Origin of the sequence: Treponema sp. J25 (genome assembly GCF_004343725.1) — a bacterium.
Taxonomy (GTDB): domain Bacteria; phylum Spirochaetota; class Spirochaetia; order Treponematales; family Breznakiellaceae; genus J25.
This window is the reverse complement of record NZ_PTQW01000032.1, coordinates 45,164-64,446: the sequence shown is the minus strand read 5'-3', so window position 1 is coordinate 64,446 and position 19,283 is coordinate 45,164. Positions and strand designations below refer to the sequence as shown.

Sequence of the window (19,283 nt, the reverse complement as noted above, 5' to 3'; positions counted from 1 at the left end):
AGACAGGAGGTAGAGAATGATTCTGCAACTGGAAGGAATAAAGCGATACTATCAAAAGGGGGCAGAAACGATTCATGCCCTGGATGGTATTACCCTGGATATCGAAAAGGGACAATTCATGGCTATCGTGGGCCCCTCTGGTTCGGGGAAAACCACCCTGCTCAACATTATTGGGTGCCTTGATAGTCTTACGGAAGGAATTATTCGGTATAATGGCCAAATTCTTGGCTCAATGACGGAAAACGAACGGTCCGAGTATCGGAAGCATCACATTTCCTTCATTTTTCAATCCTATAATTTAATTCCGGTTCTTACCGTTCTGGAAAATGTGGAACTACCCCTGGTGATAGAACGGCGGCTTTCCCGCCAACAGATTCGTAACCGGGCTCTGGATCTTATCCATGCGGTGGGGCTTGAGGGCACCGAAAATCGCTATCCCCGGGAACTATCGGGGGGCCAGGAACAGCGGGTGGCTATTGCCCGGGCCCTGGTTAAGGAACCCTACATAGTGCTGGCCGATGAGCCCACGGCCAATCTGGACTCCCACACGGCCGAAGAAATCGTGGACCTTATGGCGCGGATAAACAAGGAACGGGGGGCCACGTTTATCTTTTCTACCCACGATGCCCTTGTCCAAAAACACGCCCGCCGGGTGGTAACCATCCGGGATGGAAAAATCTTTAGCGATGACCGGCGGGAGGGTGCCCCTGCCGAGGGGCCACACAACAGTTCGCCTGGACGCTTTGCACCACAGGCCGACTCAACTCGGGGGGTATAACCATGTTATGGAAAATTGCCTGGCGAAACGTATGGCGTCACGGAAAACGCACGGCCCTTACGATTGTGACCATGACCTTTGGCCTGGGCCTCTTCATATGGATGGATTCGATGTTGAAGGGGATGGATCGGGTGGGCCTGGAAAATATCATCAACCTTACCGATTCGTCCCTAAAAATTACCACCCGTCAGTATGAGGAGGAGGGGGGCTATTCGCTGGATTACGGGATAGACCGGCTTCAGGAAGTGGAGTCGGCTCTGAAAGAAGATCCCCGGGTTCTGGCGGTTACCACACGGACCAGGGCTCTGGGGCAGCTTTCCAACGGCCGGGATGCGACGCCGGTGCTTATTACGGTGATAGACCCCGAGAAGGATCGCAGAGTGTATACCCTGGGAGAGTATATAGAAGGAAGCTGGTTCCCGCAAGATGTGGCGGCTCCAATCATCGTAGGTAAAGCCCTGGCCACAGAGTTGGGCGTGGGTCTTGGTGATTGGATTACCCTGGCGGGGCGCACCCGCTGGGAGGCCCATAATGCCCGGGATTTTCAGATAGTGGGACTGTTGCATGCCCCAGAACCCTCACTTAACAAGGGGACGGTTTTTATTCCCTTCTCGGTAGGCGAAGATTTCCTTGAGCTCGAGGGCCTGCGCACGGAAATTTCGGTGCGCATGGAAAAACGGACCAACCTTGCCTGGGCCATGGCGGACTCTGATGAACTGGCCCGTAAAATAGAAGAACGTTTCCCGGAGCTCCGAGCCAAGAGCTTTGGCGAAGTTGGCCGGGCCTTCCTGGAACTTTCTAAGGCTAAATCAAAGGGGGCCAGCATCATCATCCTGGTGGTGCTCCTTATTGGAGGACTTGGCATTGCCAATACTATTTTGATGAGCGTGTTCAGCCGGATTAAAGAAATTGGGGTCCTTCGGGCCTTTGGGCTTAACCCCCGGCAAATCCGCCGTCTTTTTATGATTGAAGGGGCGATTATTGGCCTTGTGGGTTCCGCATCGGGCCTTTTGTTTGGATTGCTTCTGGACCTCCAGCTTATTGTGTATGGCTTTCCCCTGGACGCGATGATGGGAAATATCGATATGGGACTTCCCTTAAGCGGAAACCTGTATGGAGAGTGGAACCCCGATGCCTTTGTGGTAGCCCTCTCGTTGGGCTTTCTTCTTGCCATCATGGCCAGCTGGGGACCCGCAAAACGGGCAAGTAAGATGGAAGTGACCGATGCCCTGCGCTTTGTATAGGGAGGCTCCTATGTGGATAATTGCTATGGCGTTTCGAAATATCCGGCGGAACCGTCGGAGAACCCTGTTAGCCGTCAGTTCCATCACCCTTTCGGTGATGCTCATGTCCTTTATGTATGGCCTTGCCAATGGGGTGCTTCAGAATCTGGTGAAGAACATCACCAAAAATGAAAGCGGTCACATTCGGATTACCACCCGGGGCTTTGATGAACGGGCCCGTTTTATGCCCCTGGATGAACTGGTTTTGGATCCCGAAGAGCTTCTCTCCCGTCTTCGGGAGGATGCGATCCTTTCTCAGGAGATTCAGTATATCGCCCCCCGGATTACCTTTGGGACCCTTCTTTCGAGCGGTCCGACTACGGTGGCTGCTATGGGTATCGCGGGGGATGCGAAGGTAGAACAGTACTTGCTCAATTTAGATAGAAGTATTGTACAGGGGCGCTACCTCGGGGGAAATCGGGAGGTAATCCTGGGGTATCAGCTTGCAGAGAAGTTGGGACTCAGCGTAGGAGATACCCTGCGGATTTTAACCCAGGGGGCCGATTCCAGTTTACGGCTTCGCAATTTTACAATCGTGGGGCTCTTTAAAACGGGGCTTACCCAGATGGACCGAACCTTTTTCCAGATTCCCCTGGAGGATGCCCGGGAATTCCTGCGAACCGGTGGTGGGGTCCAGCAAATTCTTATCATGCTGCGGGATTATACCAGGGCTCCGGAAATCGCCCGCCGCGTGGCCCAACTGGTTGCCCCGGTACAGACGGATCTCCTGGTAAAGCCCTGGACGGAGATCGGGGACTATCCCCGGCTCATCAAAATGATGGAGACTATATACGGGGTTATCTACTGGGTCATCGCCTTTTTAGGGGCCCTTATCATTTCGAATATCTTGATGATGGTGGTGCTGGAGCGCCGGCGGGAGATAGGTATCCTTAAAGCCATGGGACTTAAAAAGAGGGAAATTCTAGCCCTCTTTATCAGCGAAGGCCTGGCCATGGGGATTGTGGGAAGTGGTATCGGGGCCCTGTTGGGACTGGGAATCTGTTACCTCTTCTCTATTGTGGGTATCGATTATACCTCGGCCATGTCGGGCCTTACGTTTCCCATGGATCCCATCTTTTATACGGTGGTTAGCATTCCGGGGAGCCTTATGATGTTTGGCATCGGGGTGCTTGTTTCATTGCTGGTGTCGTATTTACCCAGTCGAAGGGCGGCCCAACTGGATCCGGTAATTGCTATAAGGAGCGTGATATGAAAAGAGTACAACGATATATGCTGGGGCTGATAATGCTGTTAGGGGTTCTGTGCCAACCCTATCGTGGGATGGCCCAGAGCCTTACCCCGCTTCCGTCCCTCACGGTGGAAGAAGTGCTTCGTCGCTACGATGCACAGAAAAACATCGGGACCATTTCCTATCGGGGTCAGATGATTATCGATCAGGGACGACGGACCCTGGTAAAAGAGATGGTGGCCGTCGCTGAAGGGAGTCGCCGGGCCTTTGTGGAATTTGTGAATCCCGAGGATCGGGGCATCCGCTACCTTAAGATCGATAAGGAACTGTGGATGTACTTCCCGGAAGAGCAGGAAACGGTAAAGATAGCGGGACATCTTTTAAAAGAAGGGATGATGGGCTCGGATTTTTCCTATGAGGATGCCCTGGAGTCGGAAACCCTTTTGGATAAGTACGATGCCCGTTTGCTTGGCACCGAACAGGTCGGGGAACGCCCTGCCTATGTGGTGGAGCTTACCGCCAAGGTACGGAATGTTTCCTACGAAAAACAAAAACTCTGGATAGATGGGGAGCGCTTTGTTCCCCTGAAAGCCGAAATGTACGCTAAGAGCGGAAAACTCCTTAAGGTGAGCGAGAGCCTTAAGGTAGAACGGGTCGGCAACCGCTGGTTTGTCACCGAGCTTGTCATGCGGGACATGTTGAAAAAAACGGCGGGCACCCGTTTTGTGATGCAAAACATCCAGCTCGATGTAAAACTCCCGGCGGACCAGTTTAGCCTACGGCGTTTAAGCCGTTAAGGGCTCCTACAACATAGGCTGTACTGCAAAACCCATGGTGGCGGCGCTTACCGCCGCCAAAAGGAAATCCTATGAAGCAGAACCATCATTTTCCGAATGTTTTTTTCCCCCTGGGAGGGGGTAAGAAGATTGCACCAATGATGAGAGGGACAAAGAAAAAACAACAGTCCCTTATTCTTTTGGTTATGTTGTTTTGGCTCTGGGAAACCATAGGGGTCCATTCAGGAATGACCCTCGGGGCTCAGGAAGGGTTTCCTGCAGAAAATCAACCTACTTCCCTGGAACAAACAGAAGCTTCCCCGGAACTATCAGAAACCACCCGGCAATGGGCTCCCCAGGATACGCTCCATCTCTGGGGCGAGGGGGCTTTCACCACCTCCTTTTATTGGACCGATCTTTCTCGTGAAGGCTGGCTGGACCCCTTAGAGGGCCCCCTTTTCTCCGCTACCTTGAACCTTAAAGGGGGCCAGAGGGACAGTGCCCAGGTTTTTGCGACCGGCCGGGTTACGCTCCTGTACGGAGACCTGGCCGCCCTGGCCTGGACGTTACAGGGACAGAGCGGAGTTGCCCTGCCCTTTGTTACGGCCGAGGTGAGCCGCCTTTTCCTGGCCCTGTACACCGGATGGGGGGATCTTTCGGTGGGCCGCATGATAGTAAACTGGGGCCGCGGCCGGGCCCTTTCGCCGACGGATCTCCTTGCTTCGGCCTTTTTAGAAGGAACCAGTATAAGTCGCCCCGGCACCGATGTGGTCCGATGGACTATCCCTCTTGGAATGCTTTCGAATATCGATATGGTGTATACCCTGCTCCCGCCAGTAGCGGAAGGATACGGAGCGGCCCATTTTAAGGCTAATATGGCAGGATGGGAGATGGGTATGCTCGCCGGCTATGATGGCGGTGCGTTGCCTACCCTCCGTCAGGGCCACTCAGTTCTCGGGGGTAATCTTTTATTGGGGGCCGCTTCTTCAGGGGGAGGAGTTGCCTCGAGCGTATCCTCCGACAAAGCCTTGCTCCTGGGAGCGGATGTGCAGGGGGACCTCCTGGTGGGCCTTGTAGGAGAAGGTATGCTTCGTCTCCCCCTTACTGAAGGGGCCCTTTCGTTTGAGGATATTTCCTATAGCCTTATGGGGGGCATCAATTATTCCCTCGGGGACCTGACGTTCAATTTGGAATACCAGGTTTCGGGGGGATCCGAGTACCCCTGGAGTGGGTTCCGGGCGAGACAGGTCGGTTTTGCTCAGTTGTCCTATACTTTTACGGAAAGCCTGCAAGGGGCAGCGCTGGGCCTTTTTGAGCCCGGTTCCCCGGAGTTCTTTGTTCAAGCTTCTATCCGATACGCTTTACAAAGGGGAGTCTCCCTGGTAGGCTATGCCCATTATCAAGTGGGGACGCCAGGGGATGGAGCTGCCCAGGAAAACCAGGTGTTTACACTGGGAAGCCAGGTGTCTGTCCGTTTCTAAGGGCGTCCCATGAAAGGGGCCGATGCTTCATGCAGGTGTTTAACCAGGTACTGGTGCTTTTTTTGTTGATTCTGATTGGCTACGGGGGAAGGAAAACCCAGACCATTGAAGATGCGGCGGTGGGACATTTTTCCCGTTTTATCCTGCATATTTCTCTCCCTGCCCTCATTCTGGCTTCGCTGCAACGTCCCTTTAGTCAGGAACTTTTACAGGAAGCCCTGATTACCCTGGCCCTTTCTTTTGCCCTGTATGGGCTGTATTTTCTGGTAGCTGTTTTGTATCCGCTGGCAATTCCCCTTTTTCCCCAGGAACGGGGGGTGCACCGGTATGCCCTTATTTTTTCGAATGTGGGTTTTATGGGCTTCCCGGTGGTAGAAGCCCTCTTGGGGCAGGGTGCTCTTTTTCACCTGGCCATTTTTAACATCCCCTTTAATGTATTGGCCTTTTCCATAGGAGCCTGGCTTATCGCCCGGGAAGGGAAGCGCCAGGTGGTTCTTTCCTGGAAGACCTTCGTGAATCCCAGTGTGGTGGCTACCCTGCTAGGGTTCCTTTTGTTTGTAGGTTCAGTGAAATTGCCCGAGAGCCTGTACAGAACTATCAAGATGACCGGTGATATAACCAGTCCCCTTTCAATGATAGTGATTGGGGCGATTCTGGCCCGGATGGATGTCCGCAAAATCGTGGGGCGCTGGCAATACTATGTGACTGTTCTGGTTCGGCTGTTGGGACTACCGGCCCTTGTGGGGGCCCTCCTGTACGCGGTAGGACTGCGGGGCCTGTTGTGGGTGCTCCCCACTATCATTACGGCCATGCCCGTGGCGGCCAACACCAGCATCCTGGCGGATGTGTACGGCGCCGATGCGGAATGTGCCAGTTCCCTTGTGTTTTTGTCTACCCTATTTTGCGTTGGAACCATTCCTTTAGTGGTTTTGTTCGGGCTTCGGCTGTGAAAAAGGGATCCTGCTGGACCTTATGAGGGGGCCTTTGGGTAAATGGTTATGAACACAGGAGGCTAGCGACGCCTATGTGATGGCAACGCTTTATGAACGGCCTGTTGTTCAATGGGGATATATGGCGGTGGGTTCCCCCTTTGTTAATTTTTTAATAAAAACGAACCTTATCTCCCTTCTTTTTCCATCCACAATAGGAGTTGCTCTATAAACCCCAGGTAGGCGGCACTGTAGCGATTTCGTTTTAAAAGATACTCCTGGGCCTGGACATAACAGGCCCTTGATATGGTTCCCAGGTACCGGAGAATCACCAGGGCAAGGAGAGTATCTAAGGACAGAAGCTTTCGCTCCTCTCCCGCGCGGAGCAGTTTTCGGTCCTCCGAAAGCAGGGCCTGTCCCGAACGTTCTGCTAATAAAAGAAGTTCCCAGTCGGTGTTTGGTGAAGCTGTCGAAAGGGGCGTACGGGGCGTACCATGTCCTCCCTCTTTTTTTGCCGGGTCAAGATGATTATCTGGAGTATGAGAGCTAAGGACGGTAAGAGACGGTTCAATCGTAAAGCCCAAAACGTCCTTTGCCGCAGGGGGATTCGGTCCCCTTTCCAGTTCCTGTAACACCTTTTCAGTAATGGAACATTGCCAACGGCTTGTAAGGGGTCCCAGAAGACCCAGTTCCTGAAAAAGGATAAAACTCGAGGTATCCACCACAAGGTGGGTAAGCCGGGAAAAATCGGCCAGCACCGTTTCGGGGGAGCCCTCTTCTTCCCATCCGGCGCCTGGGGACGGAGAAACGGAAATAGAAGAAAGGGCTTTTTTTTGTGGGCGCCCCTGTGTTTTCCCGGCTTTCTTCTTTTTCATACCAAAAAACAAACCCCTCTTTTTTTCGGGGCCTATTTAATCTTTACGAGTTCTAACTCAAAAACAAGAAAGGCGTTCGGAGGAATGACATTCCCGGCGCCCCGTTCCCCATAGGCTAACTCGGGAGGAATAATAACAAGACGGCGTTCCCCTACCTTCATATCCAGTACCGCCTGTTCCCAGCCGGGAATAAGACGCCCCTGGCCAATCACAACCTCCAGGGGCCCGCCCCGCAGGTCCGAATTATCAAACACTTCTCCGGAAAGAAACATCCCCTTGTATCTTACCGCCACCATTTTTCCTGGTGTCGGGGCAGGTCCCTTCCCCTCTTTAAGGATGAGGTAGCGGAGTCCTGTGGGGCTTGTCTGGGCTCCAGGGTACTTGGTGGCGATGGTAGCCAGATCCGCTTCTCGTTGTTTTGCCTGCCGTTCCTGAAGGGCCGCCAGGGTGCTTTTAAGTAGGTTGTCAAAGCTCGCCTGATCGGCTTTAAAGGCTCGGGCAGCCTGACCGTTTCGAATGATGGTGATCTTCTCTATCTTATCTCCCTGGACAATGGCATTAACCACTTCCTGTCCCTGGACTACTCTACCAAAAACGGTATGCTTCCCATCGAGCCAGGGAGTGGCCTTGTGGGTGATAAAAAACTGACTCCCATTCGTGTTGGGCCCCGCATTGGCCATGGAAAGCACTCCTGGCCCATCATGTTTGAGGGAAGGATCGATTTCGTCCGGAAATTTATAGCCCGGTCCTCCCGTGCCATTACCCAGGGGATCGCCCCCCTGAATCATGAAATCGGGGATTACCCGGTGGAAGGTAAGGCCGTTATAAAAGGGTTTTCCCCCTGTTACGTTCATTTTCCCCTCTGCCAGGGCGACAAAATTGCAAACCGTCAGGGGGGTTTTCTCAAATTCCAAGCGAACGACAATATCCCCTTTGGTGGTACTGATGCGGGCAAAAAGCCCATCCCCGAGTTGGGTGTTGGAAGGATTAGCCATGATACAACCTATGGTCCCTAAAAGGATGATGGAAAAAATAAAAAAACGTCCCTCTTTCATTCTCTTATTCATGAGAGGAACTCTATCATGTTTTGAAGTTTTTCTGAAGGGCTTTTATTCCCCCTTTGTTCTGTAAACAGATGTAGTGCCCCCGGGCTTATCCTCCAGCGGGGCAAGATGATTTATAAATGGGAAAGAGCGAATAAACTCTTATGAGGAGTCGCCCATTTTGTGGGCTCTTAAGGGCCTTTTAAAAACTGCGAGGGGAAAAGCTTCTCAGGATTCTTCTAAGATCCGCTGAAGGTGATGCGTTGTTGCCATCGCCTCTCGTACAAGTCGCCGATGTATCGTCCCTTGTTCCTCCTCCTGAGGGTTGGTTAATGCGGTATAGTATCTCTTAATAAGATTCTCTGCGCTCTTATTTCCCAGGATCGCAAAAATATTTACCATATGCTGAAGACTCTGACGGATTTTTTCCGTGTCCTGAGACTCGTACGCCCCTTCAAGACTGGTAAGGTATTTAGGTAATTCCGTATGGGCCGTCATAAGAAGATGGCGGAGGTCTTCCTCGCTCCCCGCATAGATTCGTCGGAGCCTTTCTATGTTAAGAGGGAGACGATGCAGGGTAAGCGTTTCTATCTGTTGTACCAGGTGTTGAATGGTAACCGGCTTGGGAAGGAGGGCATCAAAAAAACTCCTGCTCGGGAGCCCCTGTTTGCCTTCGATGGTTCCCAGTCCTATGATGGGAAGGGAAGGATCAAAATGCTGACTGTGGGAAGAACGGATGGCCATTACGGTCTGTAAACCCTCTACTTCTGGCTCTTGAATATCTACAATAAGGCAGTCAAAATCCCTGGATTCCAAAAGAGCAAGGATGGCCTTCTGTCCTACCGCAAAAAATACCTGGTGGCCAGCCTTTTCTAGAATATGACGGAAATATTCCTGATTTACCGGATTTTGTTCCCCGATAAGAATCAAAAGAGGGGAAGAAGGGGATCTCCCTGGGGATGGTGAGACAGGAAAAGAAGTAACTTCCAGGGGGACAAAAAACGAAAAGATACTTCCCACCCCCGGAGTACTTTCTACCGATATGGCCCCTCCCATCCGTTCTATGAGTTTTTTGATGAGGGGTAAGCCTATTTCTTGATAAGATTCTTTTTTAAGAGCTTTTTCGCCGTTGTTTTGCCCTGGGGCGGTAAACAAATGTTGCTGTTCTTCCCCCGAGAATCCACTCCCCGTGTCTTTTACCGATACGAACAAAGCCGGAATTTGTTCCTTTGCCCGGACGTGGCAAGAAATCTGAATGCCCCCTGCACTGGTATGGGTAAGGGCATTAGTTACCAACACGGAAAGGATCTTCCGAATTTTAGTGAAATCCATGCGAACCATGGGAAAGCCTCCATCATCAATATGGATGCTCCAAGAAAGCCCCCGCTCCGTTGCCTCGTTTTTATAGGGGAGTAGGGTCTCTTCAATATCCTTGCTGAGGAGTACTTCCTCGGGGTAAAAATGGAGGATTTCTCCCTGGGGAGCAAAAAAGAGGGAAAAATCGTCCAGGGTGGCCAACAACTCCCGGCACTTTTTTTGAATTTCCTGGGCCACTTCGTCTTCATAGTTTCCACTGTGGCGAAGCTTTTCGCTTACCATAATCAGTTCTAAAAGGGGATTTTGAATCTGGCTGCTCCAGTGGGAAATAAATTCTTCCTTAGCTCGATGGGCTTCTTCGGCGGCATCCCTGGCCTGAATACTCAGTTCTTCGAGGGTTTTTCGGGCCGTAATATCTTCAATATTACAAAGATAATGGGTAATGGCCCCTGCGGGATTCCTGACGGCTGAAAAAGAAAAATCTACCCAAAGGGGAGTGGCCCCGGCACGGTTCCAGCGGAGTTCCCCTCGCCAATCAAGCCCCGATTCGATCGAAGTACATAGGGCTTCATAATTCTTCTTTATAGAGGGATCAGGAAGTATAAAATGAGTGATTTTTTGGCCGATTACCTGGTCAGGGCCGGTGGCGGTAAGAGAAAAGAAGGCGGGATTCACATATTCTATGATAAGATCTCGATTCAAAATGGCAATCCCCAGGGGGCTCTGATCGACGGCCTGGTACATTTTTCGGAGCATTTCTTCCGATTTTCGGCGAAGGGTTATGTCTCGTATGATACCAACGGTTCCCACAAATACGGGCTCCGAAGAAGTATCGCCCCTTTTATATGCCCCCGCCGAAGTTACTTCTCCGTAGGAAATGATAGATGCGTACATCTCTTTCCCCTCAAGCGGAGAAGGGGTTTTGCGTTTAAGCCGTAGTTCCAGGTTCTCTGTTTTACGGGGCACCCCCCGTCGTTCATCGAAAAGTTTGGGGGCTCCCCGTGCCCCGGTGTTCCGTTTCTGGTAAAGGGGTAACAGGTATTCCCGGCTTACATAGGGGATATCTTCTTCAAAAAGGATGGCACTAAAATGTTTCCCAATGAGTTCTTCCGGTGTGTACCCTAAGAGGGAAACGGCCTGATTTACAAAAGTAAAGTGCCCCTCCGGATCAAGTTCGTAGACGATGTCCGGTAAGGCCTCCACCAGGTTAAGGTAACGTCTGTCAGGATCGGGTTTGAGGGATTCTGCCGTTCCCATAGGAGCCTTTATTCCTCTCGAAATGCCCGGGCTACCGCCACTGCCCGGTGCCAGCGTTGAATCCTCCGTTGCCGCTCTTCTTCGCCAAGCAAAGGAGAGAACCGTCGACGGACCCGCCAGTTTAAGGCAATGTCTCGCAGGCTATCCCAATAGCCTACTTCTAGGCCCGCCAGATAGGCCGCTCCCAGGGCGGTAATCTCCGTAACTTCAGGAAGTACCACCGTTTTCCCCAGGATGTCTGCCTGATACTGCATCAAGAAAGAATTGGCCGAGGCGCCTCCATCGGCTTTAAGGACGGTGATTGGTTTACCACAGTCGGCTTCCATGGCTTCAAAGAGATCCTGGGACTGGAGGGCAATGCTTTCCAGGGCTGCCCGGACCAGGTGGGCCTTTGTGGTCCCCCGGGTAAGGCCAAAGATGGTTCCCCGTACATCCGGGTCCCAGTAGGGGGCTCCCATACCCACAAAGGCAGGAACGATGATGACCTTCCCCGAATCAGGAACCGACTGGGCAAGGTTATCCGTTTCGGGGGCGCTGGCGATGAGTCCCAACTCGTCCCGAAGCCATTGGATAAGGGCCCCCGCAATGAACACCGAACCTTCTAGAGCGTAGGTGGTTTTCCCGCCGAGTCGCCAGGCGATGGTGGTGAGCAGATTATGGTTCGACGTCACGGGCCGGTCGCCGGTGTTAAGGAGGGTAAAACACCCCGTGCCATAGGTGTTTTTAATGTCCCCCGGCTCAAAGCAGGCATGACCGAATAAAGCCGCTTGTTGATCCCCTGCACAGCCCGTGACGGGAATGGGTTTCCCAAAGAGCTCTGTTTTGGTGGACGCGAAAAGGCCAGAGGAAGGGCGTACCTCCGGCAGAATGACGTCAGGTATTCCCATGAGCGTTAGGAGTTCCCGATCCCATTCGCCGGTCTTTATGTTAAAAAGCATCGTTCGGGATGCATTGGTATAATCGGTAAGGTGTTTCCCCGTCAGTTTGTACAGGAGCCAGGAATCAACGGTACCAAAAAGGATCTCTCCCCGCTCCGCCCGTTCCTTAAGGTGGGGGACCTCTTCAAACAGCCACATGAGTTTAGTGGCGGAAAAATAGGGGTCCAGGATAAGGCCCGTTTTCTCCCGGATCCGTTCTTCGTGGCCCAGCGCTTTAAGTTCCCGGCAGATATCGGCAGAACGCCGGCACTGCCATACGATGGCATTGTAGACGGGCTTGCCCGTCCGACGTTCCCACAAAATAATGGTTTCTCGTTGATTGGTGATACCTATGGCGGCTATTTGTTCCGGAGTTATCTGGGCCGCCTTTATTGCTTCCCGGGCGGCGGTGTATTGGGATTCCCAGATTTCTTCGGGATTCTGTTCTACCCAGCCCCCCTGGGGGTAGATTTGGCGAAAGGGATGCTGAGAAAGACCAATAACCAATCCTGAACGATTAAACAGGATGGCCCGTGATGAAGTAGTCCCCTGATCGAGGGCAAGAATGTAATACTCCGTAAGAGGCATGGAGCCACTTCCTCCTTTCTGTAATAGTAGTACCTTATCGAGTTTCTTGCTAGAGAGATGGACCTGTTCTTTTAAACAGCGAGGCCAGGCTTTTTTCTGAAGGGAGAAGGGAAGGGGGCCTTTTGATACCCCAATGTTGTGTGGATGTGGTATGGATCATGATAAAGGGTGGCAGGTCTATCAAACAGGAAAGAGCAGCCCCTTTCTGTATTTCCCCTATCTCTGGATTGCGGAAAGATAAGAAAGTATCGTATAATACCTGCGCCATGGGCTCCTCCGGATTAGAAAAAGAACTATTTCAAATTGAATATCCCTACTTAACCGAAACAGGCGATCCCGATATAGAACGGTACTACGAGCTTCGCTCCCTGGGGCGGGATCAGGATGCCCTCATCCTTTATAGAACAAAACTGGTACCCCGGTATCCTGAAGAAGCCTTTCGGATGGAATTGTTACGGGCCTATCGAACCCATAGCCCGGATTATCCCCGATTATTACAACGGGCCTACGAAAAAATTGGAGAGCGTCTTATAGATAAGGTAAAGACCCTGATCGAGTATATCGCCCAGAAGGCCCGTTCCTATGATCCTACCGATGTCTATTCCACCATAAAAACTGCGGAGGCTATTCTGGCCTTGCTTCCCAAGGAACGATATGAAGCGATTCTTAGCATGGAGCGGCTTCTCCGGTATGCCGAACGGCTCCGTTTCCATGTGACGGCAATCCAGAAGGCAGAGGCCCTGATCCGGGCCTACCTCACCGAGTCCCTGCAGGTGGTGGAAGAAGAGCGGAGCAGGCGTCAAGCGGCTCTGCGGCACCAGCAGGAAGAGGCCCGTCGGCGCCTGGTGGAACAGGATAAGGCAGAACTTGCCCGCCTGCGCTCCCAGCAGAGGGAGCTTTCAGAACCTATCCGGGGGAAAAAAACTGGACCGGAGAAAACGGCTGCTCCCCGGCGGACGGTGGTGCTGGACCTTTCTCGGGTGCATTTTTCTCCCTATGATCTTGCCCGTATTCAGATCCCTCCAACCTTAACCCGAGTAGAAGACAAAACCCTTGCCTATTGTTTTAAATACTGGAACCTGGTAAACGATGCGGCCTTTGAACGGGTGTTGTTCCTTTATTCCCGAAAGTATGGCACTAAGCACTACGAAGTGTTTTCCATTATCCAGCGGGGAAGGAGAACCGGTAAACGGGACGATGAAATTCTTGCCGCCGTGATGGGGGCCCTTATTTCAGGGTATTACTATTCCATCCGGGGAGATATATATCTTCAGCAACAGTGGGCTATCTTAAAGAAAAAGCTTGAAGGAAAGGGTGTAGAATCCCCATCGGTCGGCCAGAAAGAAATGGCCCCTCATCCTGCTGTGCCCCGCCGCCCCCCCCTTTCCTCCAGAAGAGTGGGTTCCTCAGCAGGTTCAAGGGGAAGGCCTGCTTCGGTACAAGGGGAAGTTGCCCCGAGGACAACGGGGGCCCCTGAGGCTAGTCGCAACGCTAGTACTTCACTGCACGGGAAGGATTCTATTCAGTCCCCGCGAGCGCGTGTGGCTGTGCTCTCAAAGAGCATACCCTCGCAACGAAAAACAGGCTCCCCATCCACACGAAGGGTGCCCAAAAAACAAGAAGCTGTATCTATGAGCCCTGTTCCCCCGGGCGCGGGCGGAACGATGAGCGGTGGGTCCGTCTCAGATAGACTGAAGCGCCTTTCAGGAAAGGCCTACGATGTATATGGGGACCTTTTCTTTATGCAGGTTCGGCCCGCCATTCGGCAGGTCCTGAGTAAGGGTAAGGGCCTGTTTTTTACGGTCCCCGAAAGCGTAGAAGATGCGATTTATGAGTTTTTAAAAGAAAATTACCACAATCCCTTTATGAATTGGGAAGAAAGCGATACCCGCGGGGCCCTTCGTCAGGAAGGCTTTGATGTTCCGTCCCTCGATCCCATCATCGAAGCCTGTTATCGTCGCATGCAACGGTAAGGGCTTTCAGAGAAAACGGCTGGCATGTTTGTCTTTCCTCCCGCATCTCTGCGTACAACAGTTTGTTGTAGAGGGATACTAGCCCATGGGAAGCCGGCCCCGGAAACTGCGAGAAAGGGTAAGCCGATCGGCGTATTCCAGGTCTCCCCCCACAGGAAGGCCGGAAGCGAGGCGGGTAACCCGGATCCCCGTATCTTTCAGTAATTTATGAAGGTACAATGCCGTGGTATCCCCTTCGATGGTAGGATTAAGGGCAAGGATTACCTCCTGGATGTGCCCTCCCCGGAGTCGTTCCAGGAGTTTTCCTATGGCAAGCTGGTCGGGGCCAACTCCTTCGAGGGGAGCAATAAGACCGCCGAGCACATGGTAGTGCCCCCGGAATTCCCTGCCCTCTTCGATGATCCGTATATCCTGCGGTTTCTCTACCACACAAAGGAGGGACGCATCCCGCCCCGGGTCCTGGCAGATAGGGCAGGGGTCTTCTTCGGTGTAATTGCCACACCGAGAGCAACGCCGAATCCGGCTGTGAAGGTTGGCAAGCTGTTCCGCAAGCTCCCGGGCATAGGAAGGAGAGCCATCCAGAATATGGTAGGCCAGCCGGGTAGCCGTTTTTTTCCCAATCCCCGGGAGTTTTGCCAGGAGTTGTACCAGGTTGTCTAATGTTGTCATCCCAGACCCCACATACCCGGTGGAAGACCCAGGGCGCCCATAAGGGAACCCATTTCGGTTTGTAGTTGTTGCCGGACTTTTTCTGTCGCATCCGAGAAGGCCGCCTTAATAAGGTCCTGCAATAGCTCCCTATCGACTTCAGTGAGTGTTTCGGGGGCTATCCGAACCGCGAGAACTTCCATCTTTCCATTCATATCAATTTGGACCATGCCGCCCCCGGCACTGCCGGTACAGACCGTCTTCCCCAGTTTTTCTTGCATATCGGCCATTTGTTCCTGGAGCTTCTGGGCGACTTTTAAAGCATCAAAGGGATTCATAGGGTTATCCTAGTGTTACAATGGTTCCCCGGAAAAGTCGGCGAACCATTTCTACCTCCGGTGGAATTTCCTTTTCCCCCTTTTTTTCGGAGGGGGGGGCATCGCTTATAGTAACATGTATTTCTATACCCGTAAGGCCCAGTTTGTGCAAGGTCTGGGAAAGGATGGGCATGTCTTTTCGGATAAGTTCGCCCGTGAGCGTATCCTGTACGGGGACAGAGAGCTTGCTCCCTTCGAGAGTCCAGGGAGCGGTTTTCTCCAAACTGGAAGCCAGAAGCCCCCGTTCGTGTTTTAAGAGGGAAATGCATTTTTCTTTAAGGATAGGGATGTCCAGATTTTGAGGGACTACTGAGGGGGCAATCCTCCCAGCACCTGGCTTTTCTTGTTCCTCTTGCTGGAAAGATGGTATTCCTCCATTGGTTTGCTGGCCAGTAGATGGTTGCGGGCCCCCCCTGGCCTGACCGATTGTTTCTTCCCGAATTTCCCTCTGGACACCGAGGGGCTTTTCCGATTGGGCCCGCTCGGCCATCATACGTTTAAACTCTTCACTCAGGGAAAAGGGTTCTCTCCCGTATTCCGGTGGCGTATTGGTCCCGGGGGAGCTTTTTGGGGTGATGTTCTCCGTGTCCGTGGTATGAGCTACAGGACTAGTGGGTTTGTCAGAAACCGCCCCGCCGGGAACCCCGCTTTGTTGGCGGCTACTGTCTTTTGCGGAACACATCCCCTTCGGGGCCCCGCTTTGTTGCAACCCGCTTTTTTGCGGAGGAACAGAGAAACTTCCAGAGGGTGTCGGCGGGTTTCCTCCCTGCGTTCCGCGGACACCCTCCTTAGGGTTTATCAGAAACTCCTTTACCCTTTCCAGGGACTGGGAAAGTTCCTCAGGAGAAATCCACCGTTTAAGCCAGCAGAGTTGAGAGATTACCCGTTCAAGCTCAAAACGGGGAGATAGGGTGTACCGGATGTTGCGATACGCCTGCAACAGAAGTTCCAGGGCCTGTTCTACCTGCGGTGTAGTTAACTCGTTGATTACCCTTTGCGAAAACCGTTCTGCGCTGTAACCCAAGAGGCTATCTTTGGTAATGCCATTTTTAAGTAGAAGGATACTTCGATAGTAATGGGCCAAATCGGTGATGCATTGTTCGATGGAAACACCCCGTTCGATGATGTGGTCCAACTGGGAAAGGGCCTCCTGAGAATTTTCTGCCACACAGGCCTCGGCAAGACTGTTAACCGCATCAAAGCCGACAAGTCCGAGCTTTTCCCTGATAAGCTCGGTCCTGAGAAAACCCTCCGAAAAAGCCACTACCTGGTCAAAGAGGGTGTAGGCATCCCGGAGACTGCCGGTGGATTCTTTGGCAATCCAGAAAAGGGCTTCCTCCTCTGCCTGGATACCCATCTCTTCGCAGGTTTCTTTCAGAATCGATTTAATCGTATCGATGGGTATGAGCCGAAAGTTAAACTGCTGACAGCGACTCTTGATAGTAGCCGGTACCTTATGGAGTTCGGTGGTGGCAAAGATAAAGATGATGTACGGTGGCGGTTCTTCGATGGTTTTTAGAAGGGCATTAAAGGCGCTGTTCGACAACATGTGTACTTCGTCGATAATGTACACCTTGTATCGCCCGCTGTTGGGGGGGAAAAGCACCTCATCCTTTATTTGGCGCACATCGTTTACGCTGGTGTTGCTGGCCCCATCGATTTCTATAACATCGAGGCTTGTTCCGCGGGCAATTTCCTGGCAGTTTGTACAGACCCCACAGGGGGTAGGGGTGGGACCCTTTTCGCAGTTTAAGGAGCGGGCTAGAATACGGGCCGCGCTGGTTTTTCCGCATCCCCGGGGGCCCGAAAAAAGGTACGCATGGGCAATACGTCCCGACTGGATGGCGCTTTTAAGGGTGGCCACCACAAATTCCTGCCCTGCAAGTTCATCGAAGGTTTTTGGTCTTCGCCGATTGGCGGTAACTTCATAAGCCATGGCCTAAAGTATACCTGCTCGGCTATTTTTGTAAAAGGGGCGGCATCCAAACCACTGCCGTATAGCTCCGGGAACGGCGCCAAAACGTATCATGCGGCGCCCCTTGAACATACCAGCGCTTAGAAGGCAGCCCCTTCAGGGCAGTGTTTATAAATGGTGCATTCGATTTCTTCAATGTGGTCCAGAAAAATCTTAAGCAGGTGAGGATTGAACTGGCCCCGCAGGTCCCGTTCGTCCCCTTCTATCAGGATGCGCAGGGCCTCTTCTTTTGTATAGGGCCGCTTATACACCCGACTGGAACGAAGGGCGTCGTATACATCGGCAAGGGCCACAATTTGCGCCTCAATGGGTATCTGGTTTCCCCGTAAGCCCAGGGGATAGCCCTTTCCATCCCAGCGTTCATGGTGGTACATGGCAATGTTGCGGGCCACTTCGAAAAAGGAGCCTTCCAGGAGTTCCTGGGAAAAGGTGGTATGCTGTTTTACCGTATCGAATTCCTGGGCAGTAAGGGGCCCTTCCTTTCGAAGGATGACGGAATCGATAAAAATTTTGCCGATATCATGTAGTCCCGCATAGCGACCTATCTCTTCGCACCGTTTAGGGGAAAGCCCCATTTTACGGGCCAGGTATTCCGATAAAAGGGAGACCCGGTAATTGTGGGCCCCTGTTTCAGGGTCGTACTGTTCTACTACCCGGGCCAGCTTCTGGGAAAAGGTATAGTAGGCGTGTTGGGTAAGTTCCGCCTGGACCCGAAGGCTTACAAAACCCCGGGCAAGTTCCGCAAAGGAAAGGCACATCCGTTTGGTCAGGTTTGTGAAGCGTCCTTTTTTCCCCGCCGCAATGTCGAGCATAAAAAGCAGGCTTATCCGGTTATCTACGGGCACGGTTAACATCAAAGTAGATTCGGTAGGCAGGAATACCCGTTGTATTTCGGTATACACTTCCGGGGGCATTTTCACTTTCCATATCTGGTGCAGGTGCTGAATTTCCAGCATGGTCTTTTGTTCTTCCAGGAGGAACCACTGTTTTTTAAGATACCGCTGATTCAACTCTTTAAGACGATGGCCCCGGGCGGAAATAAAGGAAATGCGCTCTCCTTTGATTAAGGCGATGCTTCCATAATCAATCCCATCTACCAGTTTAAAAAGAACCAGCAAGAGCTGTTTAAAGAACATTGAAAGTTTTACGGAACTGTCCCCAAATTGCTGAGAAAGGGATAGAAGTTCCCGAATCTTGGTAGAAAGGGTAGATATTTCCTCATAACTACACACGAGGGATTCGTGGACGTTTTCCAGCGCCATTTTTTGCAGGGTGATGCTCTGGTACTTACCCGCTAATTTAAGAAAGGCCTCAAAGGTACGAATATGGCTTGGGGCAAAGGCCCCGCTGTCCTTTTTATTGGTACTTTCAACGGTAAGAATGATTTCCTCATCGTTGTCTAATTGATAGGCTCCCACTAGGGTTTTCCCTGCGGGGCCAAAACATTCTTGAAGGGCCCGCTGGCTTTCATGAGGGGTTGCCAGCGAAAGACATTCCAGTAAACTGCCTACCAGTCGAACCCCGTGTAAAGGGACCCACCAGCGAGGGTCCAACTGGAGGGAGAGGAGCTTAGGCATTTCATGCCCTATGGAGGCCACAAATTCCCATCGTTCGGGGTTTCGGATGCTTACTGTTCCACTAGAAGCTTCAGGGATGATGGAGAGCACCACTTCGAGTAATCGGTGATAGTAGAGCCGGGGATCCCATTCATACCAGTCTAATTCTAGAAGAAGATCGATAATCGCTGCAGTAGACTTTTCCGAGTCGTTTTCTTTTACCATGAACCTATATCACACTTTAGAATATATAAAATACTATATCATAAAAGCTATGCCTGAGTAAACAGGAAAATCTCCAATATCTCTAAATTTTCGCAA

At 52.1% G+C, this 19,283-nt stretch carries 15 protein-coding genes; 7 read left to right on the top strand and 8 right to left on the bottom strand.

The window, feature by feature from the left end; translation table 11 throughout:
- Positions 1 to 16: 16 nt before the first annotated feature.
- The 6 genes from C5O22_RS10075 to C5O22_RS10050 all read left to right on the top strand — a co-directional run bounded on the left by C5O22_RS10075 (position 17) and on the right by C5O22_RS10050 (position 6,457).
- The gene (locus C5O22_RS10075) at positions 17 to 778 is read left to right on the top strand and encodes an ABC transporter ATP-binding protein (RefSeq protein ID WP_132781461.1); all 762 of its coding nucleotides are present in this window, start codon (positions 17 to 19) and stop codon (positions 776 to 778) included.
- Between the two features lie 2 nt (positions 779 to 780).
- Positions 781 to 2,022 (top strand): ABC transporter permease, encoded by a 1,242-nt coding sequence (locus C5O22_RS10070; protein ID WP_132781459.1) that lies wholly within the window; start codon positions 781 to 783, stop codon positions 2,020 to 2,022.
- Between the two features lie 10 nt (positions 2,023 to 2,032).
- The gene (locus tag C5O22_RS10065) at positions 2,033 to 3,274 is read left to right on the top strand and encodes an ABC transporter permease (protein WP_165910488.1); all 1,242 of its coding nucleotides are present in this window, start codon (positions 2,033 to 2,035) and stop codon (positions 3,272 to 3,274) included.
- The gene (locus C5O22_RS10060; protein WP_132781455.1) at positions 3,271 to 4,047 is read left to right on the top strand and encodes an outer membrane lipoprotein-sorting protein; all 777 of its coding nucleotides are present in this window, start codon (positions 3,271 to 3,273) and stop codon (positions 4,045 to 4,047) included. The genes C5O22_RS10065 and C5O22_RS10060 overlap by 4 nt, the downstream gene beginning before the upstream one ends.
- Positions 4,048 to 4,118: 71 nt before the next feature.
- The gene (locus C5O22_RS10055) at positions 4,119 to 5,507 is read left to right on the top strand and encodes a hypothetical protein (protein ID WP_132781453.1); all 1,389 of its coding nucleotides are present in this window, start codon (positions 4,119 to 4,121) and stop codon (positions 5,505 to 5,507) included.
- A 29-nt stretch (positions 5,508 to 5,536) separates the two neighbouring features.
- A complete protein-coding gene (locus C5O22_RS10050) occupies positions 5,537 to 6,457 on the top strand; it encodes an AEC family transporter (protein WP_132781452.1) in 921 nt (306 codons plus the stop codon).
- Positions 6,458 to 6,624: 167 nt separating this feature from the next.
- Here C5O22_RS10050 and C5O22_RS10045 read toward each other — a convergent pair whose 3' ends face one another.
- The 4 genes from C5O22_RS10045 to glpK form a co-directional block, all read right to left on the bottom strand.
- On the bottom strand, positions 6,625 to 7,311 hold the full coding sequence (locus C5O22_RS10045; RefSeq protein WP_132781450.1) for a hypothetical protein: 687 nt from the start codon (positions 7,309 to 7,311) through the stop codon (positions 6,625 to 6,627).
- Positions 7,312 to 7,343: 32 nt separating this feature from the next.
- A complete protein-coding gene (locus C5O22_RS10040; RefSeq protein WP_132781448.1) occupies positions 7,344 to 8,378 on the bottom strand; it encodes a peptidylprolyl isomerase in 1,035 nt (344 codons plus the stop codon).
- 204 nt (positions 8,379 to 8,582) lie between these two features.
- Positions 8,583 to 10,928: a hybrid sensor histidine kinase/response regulator gene (locus tag C5O22_RS10035; RefSeq protein ID WP_132781446.1), complete on the bottom strand. Its 2,346-nt coding sequence runs from the start codon at positions 10,926 to 10,928 to the stop codon at positions 8,583 to 8,585.
- Positions 10,929 to 10,936: 8 nt separating this feature from the next.
- Positions 10,937 to 12,433, bottom strand: a complete 1,497-nt coding sequence (gene glpK / locus C5O22_RS10030) for a glycerol kinase GlpK (RefSeq protein ID WP_132781444.1) — start codon at positions 12,431 to 12,433, stop codon at positions 10,937 to 10,939.
- Between the two features lie 122 nt (positions 12,434 to 12,555).
- Between glpK and C5O22_RS10025 the strand changes: the two genes are divergently transcribed.
- On the top strand, positions 12,556 to 14,406 hold the full coding sequence (locus C5O22_RS10025) for a hypothetical protein (protein WP_132781442.1): 1,851 nt from the start codon (positions 12,556 to 12,558) through the stop codon (positions 14,404 to 14,406).
- Between the two features lie 78 nt (positions 14,407 to 14,484).
- On the opposite strand, the gene recR is transcribed toward C5O22_RS10025, so the two are convergent.
- The 4 genes from recR to C5O22_RS10005 all read right to left on the bottom strand — a co-directional run bounded on the left by recR (position 14,485) and on the right by C5O22_RS10005 (position 19,187).
- Positions 14,485 to 15,075 carry a recombination mediator RecR gene (gene recR / locus C5O22_RS10020; RefSeq protein WP_132781440.1) on the bottom strand — a complete coding sequence of 197 codons (591 nt, stop codon included), beginning with the start codon at positions 15,073 to 15,075 and terminating at the stop codon, positions 14,485 to 14,487.
- Entirely contained in the window at positions 15,072 to 15,392 is a 321-nt protein-coding gene (locus tag C5O22_RS10015) for a YbaB/EbfC family nucleoid-associated protein (protein WP_132781438.1), read from the bottom strand. Before C5O22_RS10015 ends, recR begins: the two co-directional genes overlap by 4 nt.
- 4 nt (positions 15,393 to 15,396) lie before the next feature.
- Positions 15,397 to 17,367: a DNA polymerase III subunit gamma/tau gene (dnaX, locus tag C5O22_RS10010; protein WP_132781436.1), complete on the bottom strand. Its 1,971-nt coding sequence runs from the start codon at positions 17,365 to 17,367 to the stop codon at positions 15,397 to 15,399.
- A gap of 119 nt (positions 17,368 to 17,486) precedes the next feature.
- On the bottom strand, positions 17,487 to 19,187 hold the full coding sequence (locus tag C5O22_RS10005) for an HD-GYP domain-containing protein (protein WP_132781434.1): 1,701 nt from the start codon (positions 19,185 to 19,187) through the stop codon (positions 17,487 to 17,489).
- Positions 19,188 to 19,283: the final 96 nt, after the last annotated feature.

Excerpts from the sequence above, each read along its gene's own strand:
- C5O22_RS10075 (WP_132781461.1), top strand. The coding sequence starts at position 17 with ATGATTCTGCAACTGGAAGGAATAAAGCGATACTATCAAAAGGGGGCA.
- C5O22_RS10070 (WP_132781459.1), top strand. The coding sequence starts at position 781 with ATGTTATGGAAAATTGCCTGGCGAAACGTATGGCGTCACGGAAAACGC.
- C5O22_RS10065 (WP_165910488.1), top strand. The coding sequence starts at position 2,033 with ATGTGGATAATTGCTATGGCGTTTCGAAATATCCGGCGGAACCGTCGG.
- C5O22_RS10060 (WP_132781455.1), top strand. The coding sequence starts at position 3,271 with ATGAAAAGAGTACAACGATATATGCTGGGGCTGATAATGCTGTTAGGG.
- C5O22_RS10055 (WP_132781453.1), top strand. The coding sequence starts at position 4,119 with ATGAAGCAGAACCATCATTTTCCGAATGTTTTTTTCCCCCTGGGAGGG.
- C5O22_RS10050 (WP_132781452.1), top strand. The coding sequence starts at position 5,537 with ATGCAGGTGTTTAACCAGGTACTGGTGCTTTTTTTGTTGATTCTGATT.
- C5O22_RS10045 (WP_132781450.1), bottom strand. The coding sequence starts at position 7,311 with ATGAAAAAGAAGAAAGCCGGGAAAACACAGGGGCGCCCACAAAAAAAA.
- C5O22_RS10040 (WP_132781448.1), bottom strand. The coding sequence starts at position 8,378 with ATGAATAAGAGAATGAAAGAGGGACGTTTTTTTATTTTTTCCATCATC.
- C5O22_RS10035 (WP_132781446.1), bottom strand. The coding sequence starts at position 10,928 with ATGGGAACGGCAGAATCCCTCAAACCCGATCCTGACAGACGTTACCTT.
- glpK (WP_132781444.1), bottom strand. The coding sequence starts at position 12,433 with ATGCCTCTTACGGAGTATTACATTCTTGCCCTCGATCAGGGGACTACT.
- recR (WP_132781440.1), bottom strand. The coding sequence starts at position 15,075 with ATGACAACATTAGACAACCTGGTACAACTCCTGGCAAAACTCCCGGGG.
- C5O22_RS10015 (WP_132781438.1), bottom strand. The coding sequence starts at position 15,392 with ATGAATCCCTTTGATGCTTTAAAAGTCGCCCAGAAGCTCCAGGAACAA.
- dnaX (WP_132781436.1), bottom strand. The coding sequence starts at position 17,367 with ATGGCTTATGAAGTTACCGCCAATCGGCGAAGACCAAAAACCTTCGAT.
- C5O22_RS10005 (WP_132781434.1), bottom strand. The coding sequence starts at position 19,187 with ATGGTAAAAGAAAACGACTCGGAAAAGTCTACTGCAGCGATTATCGAT.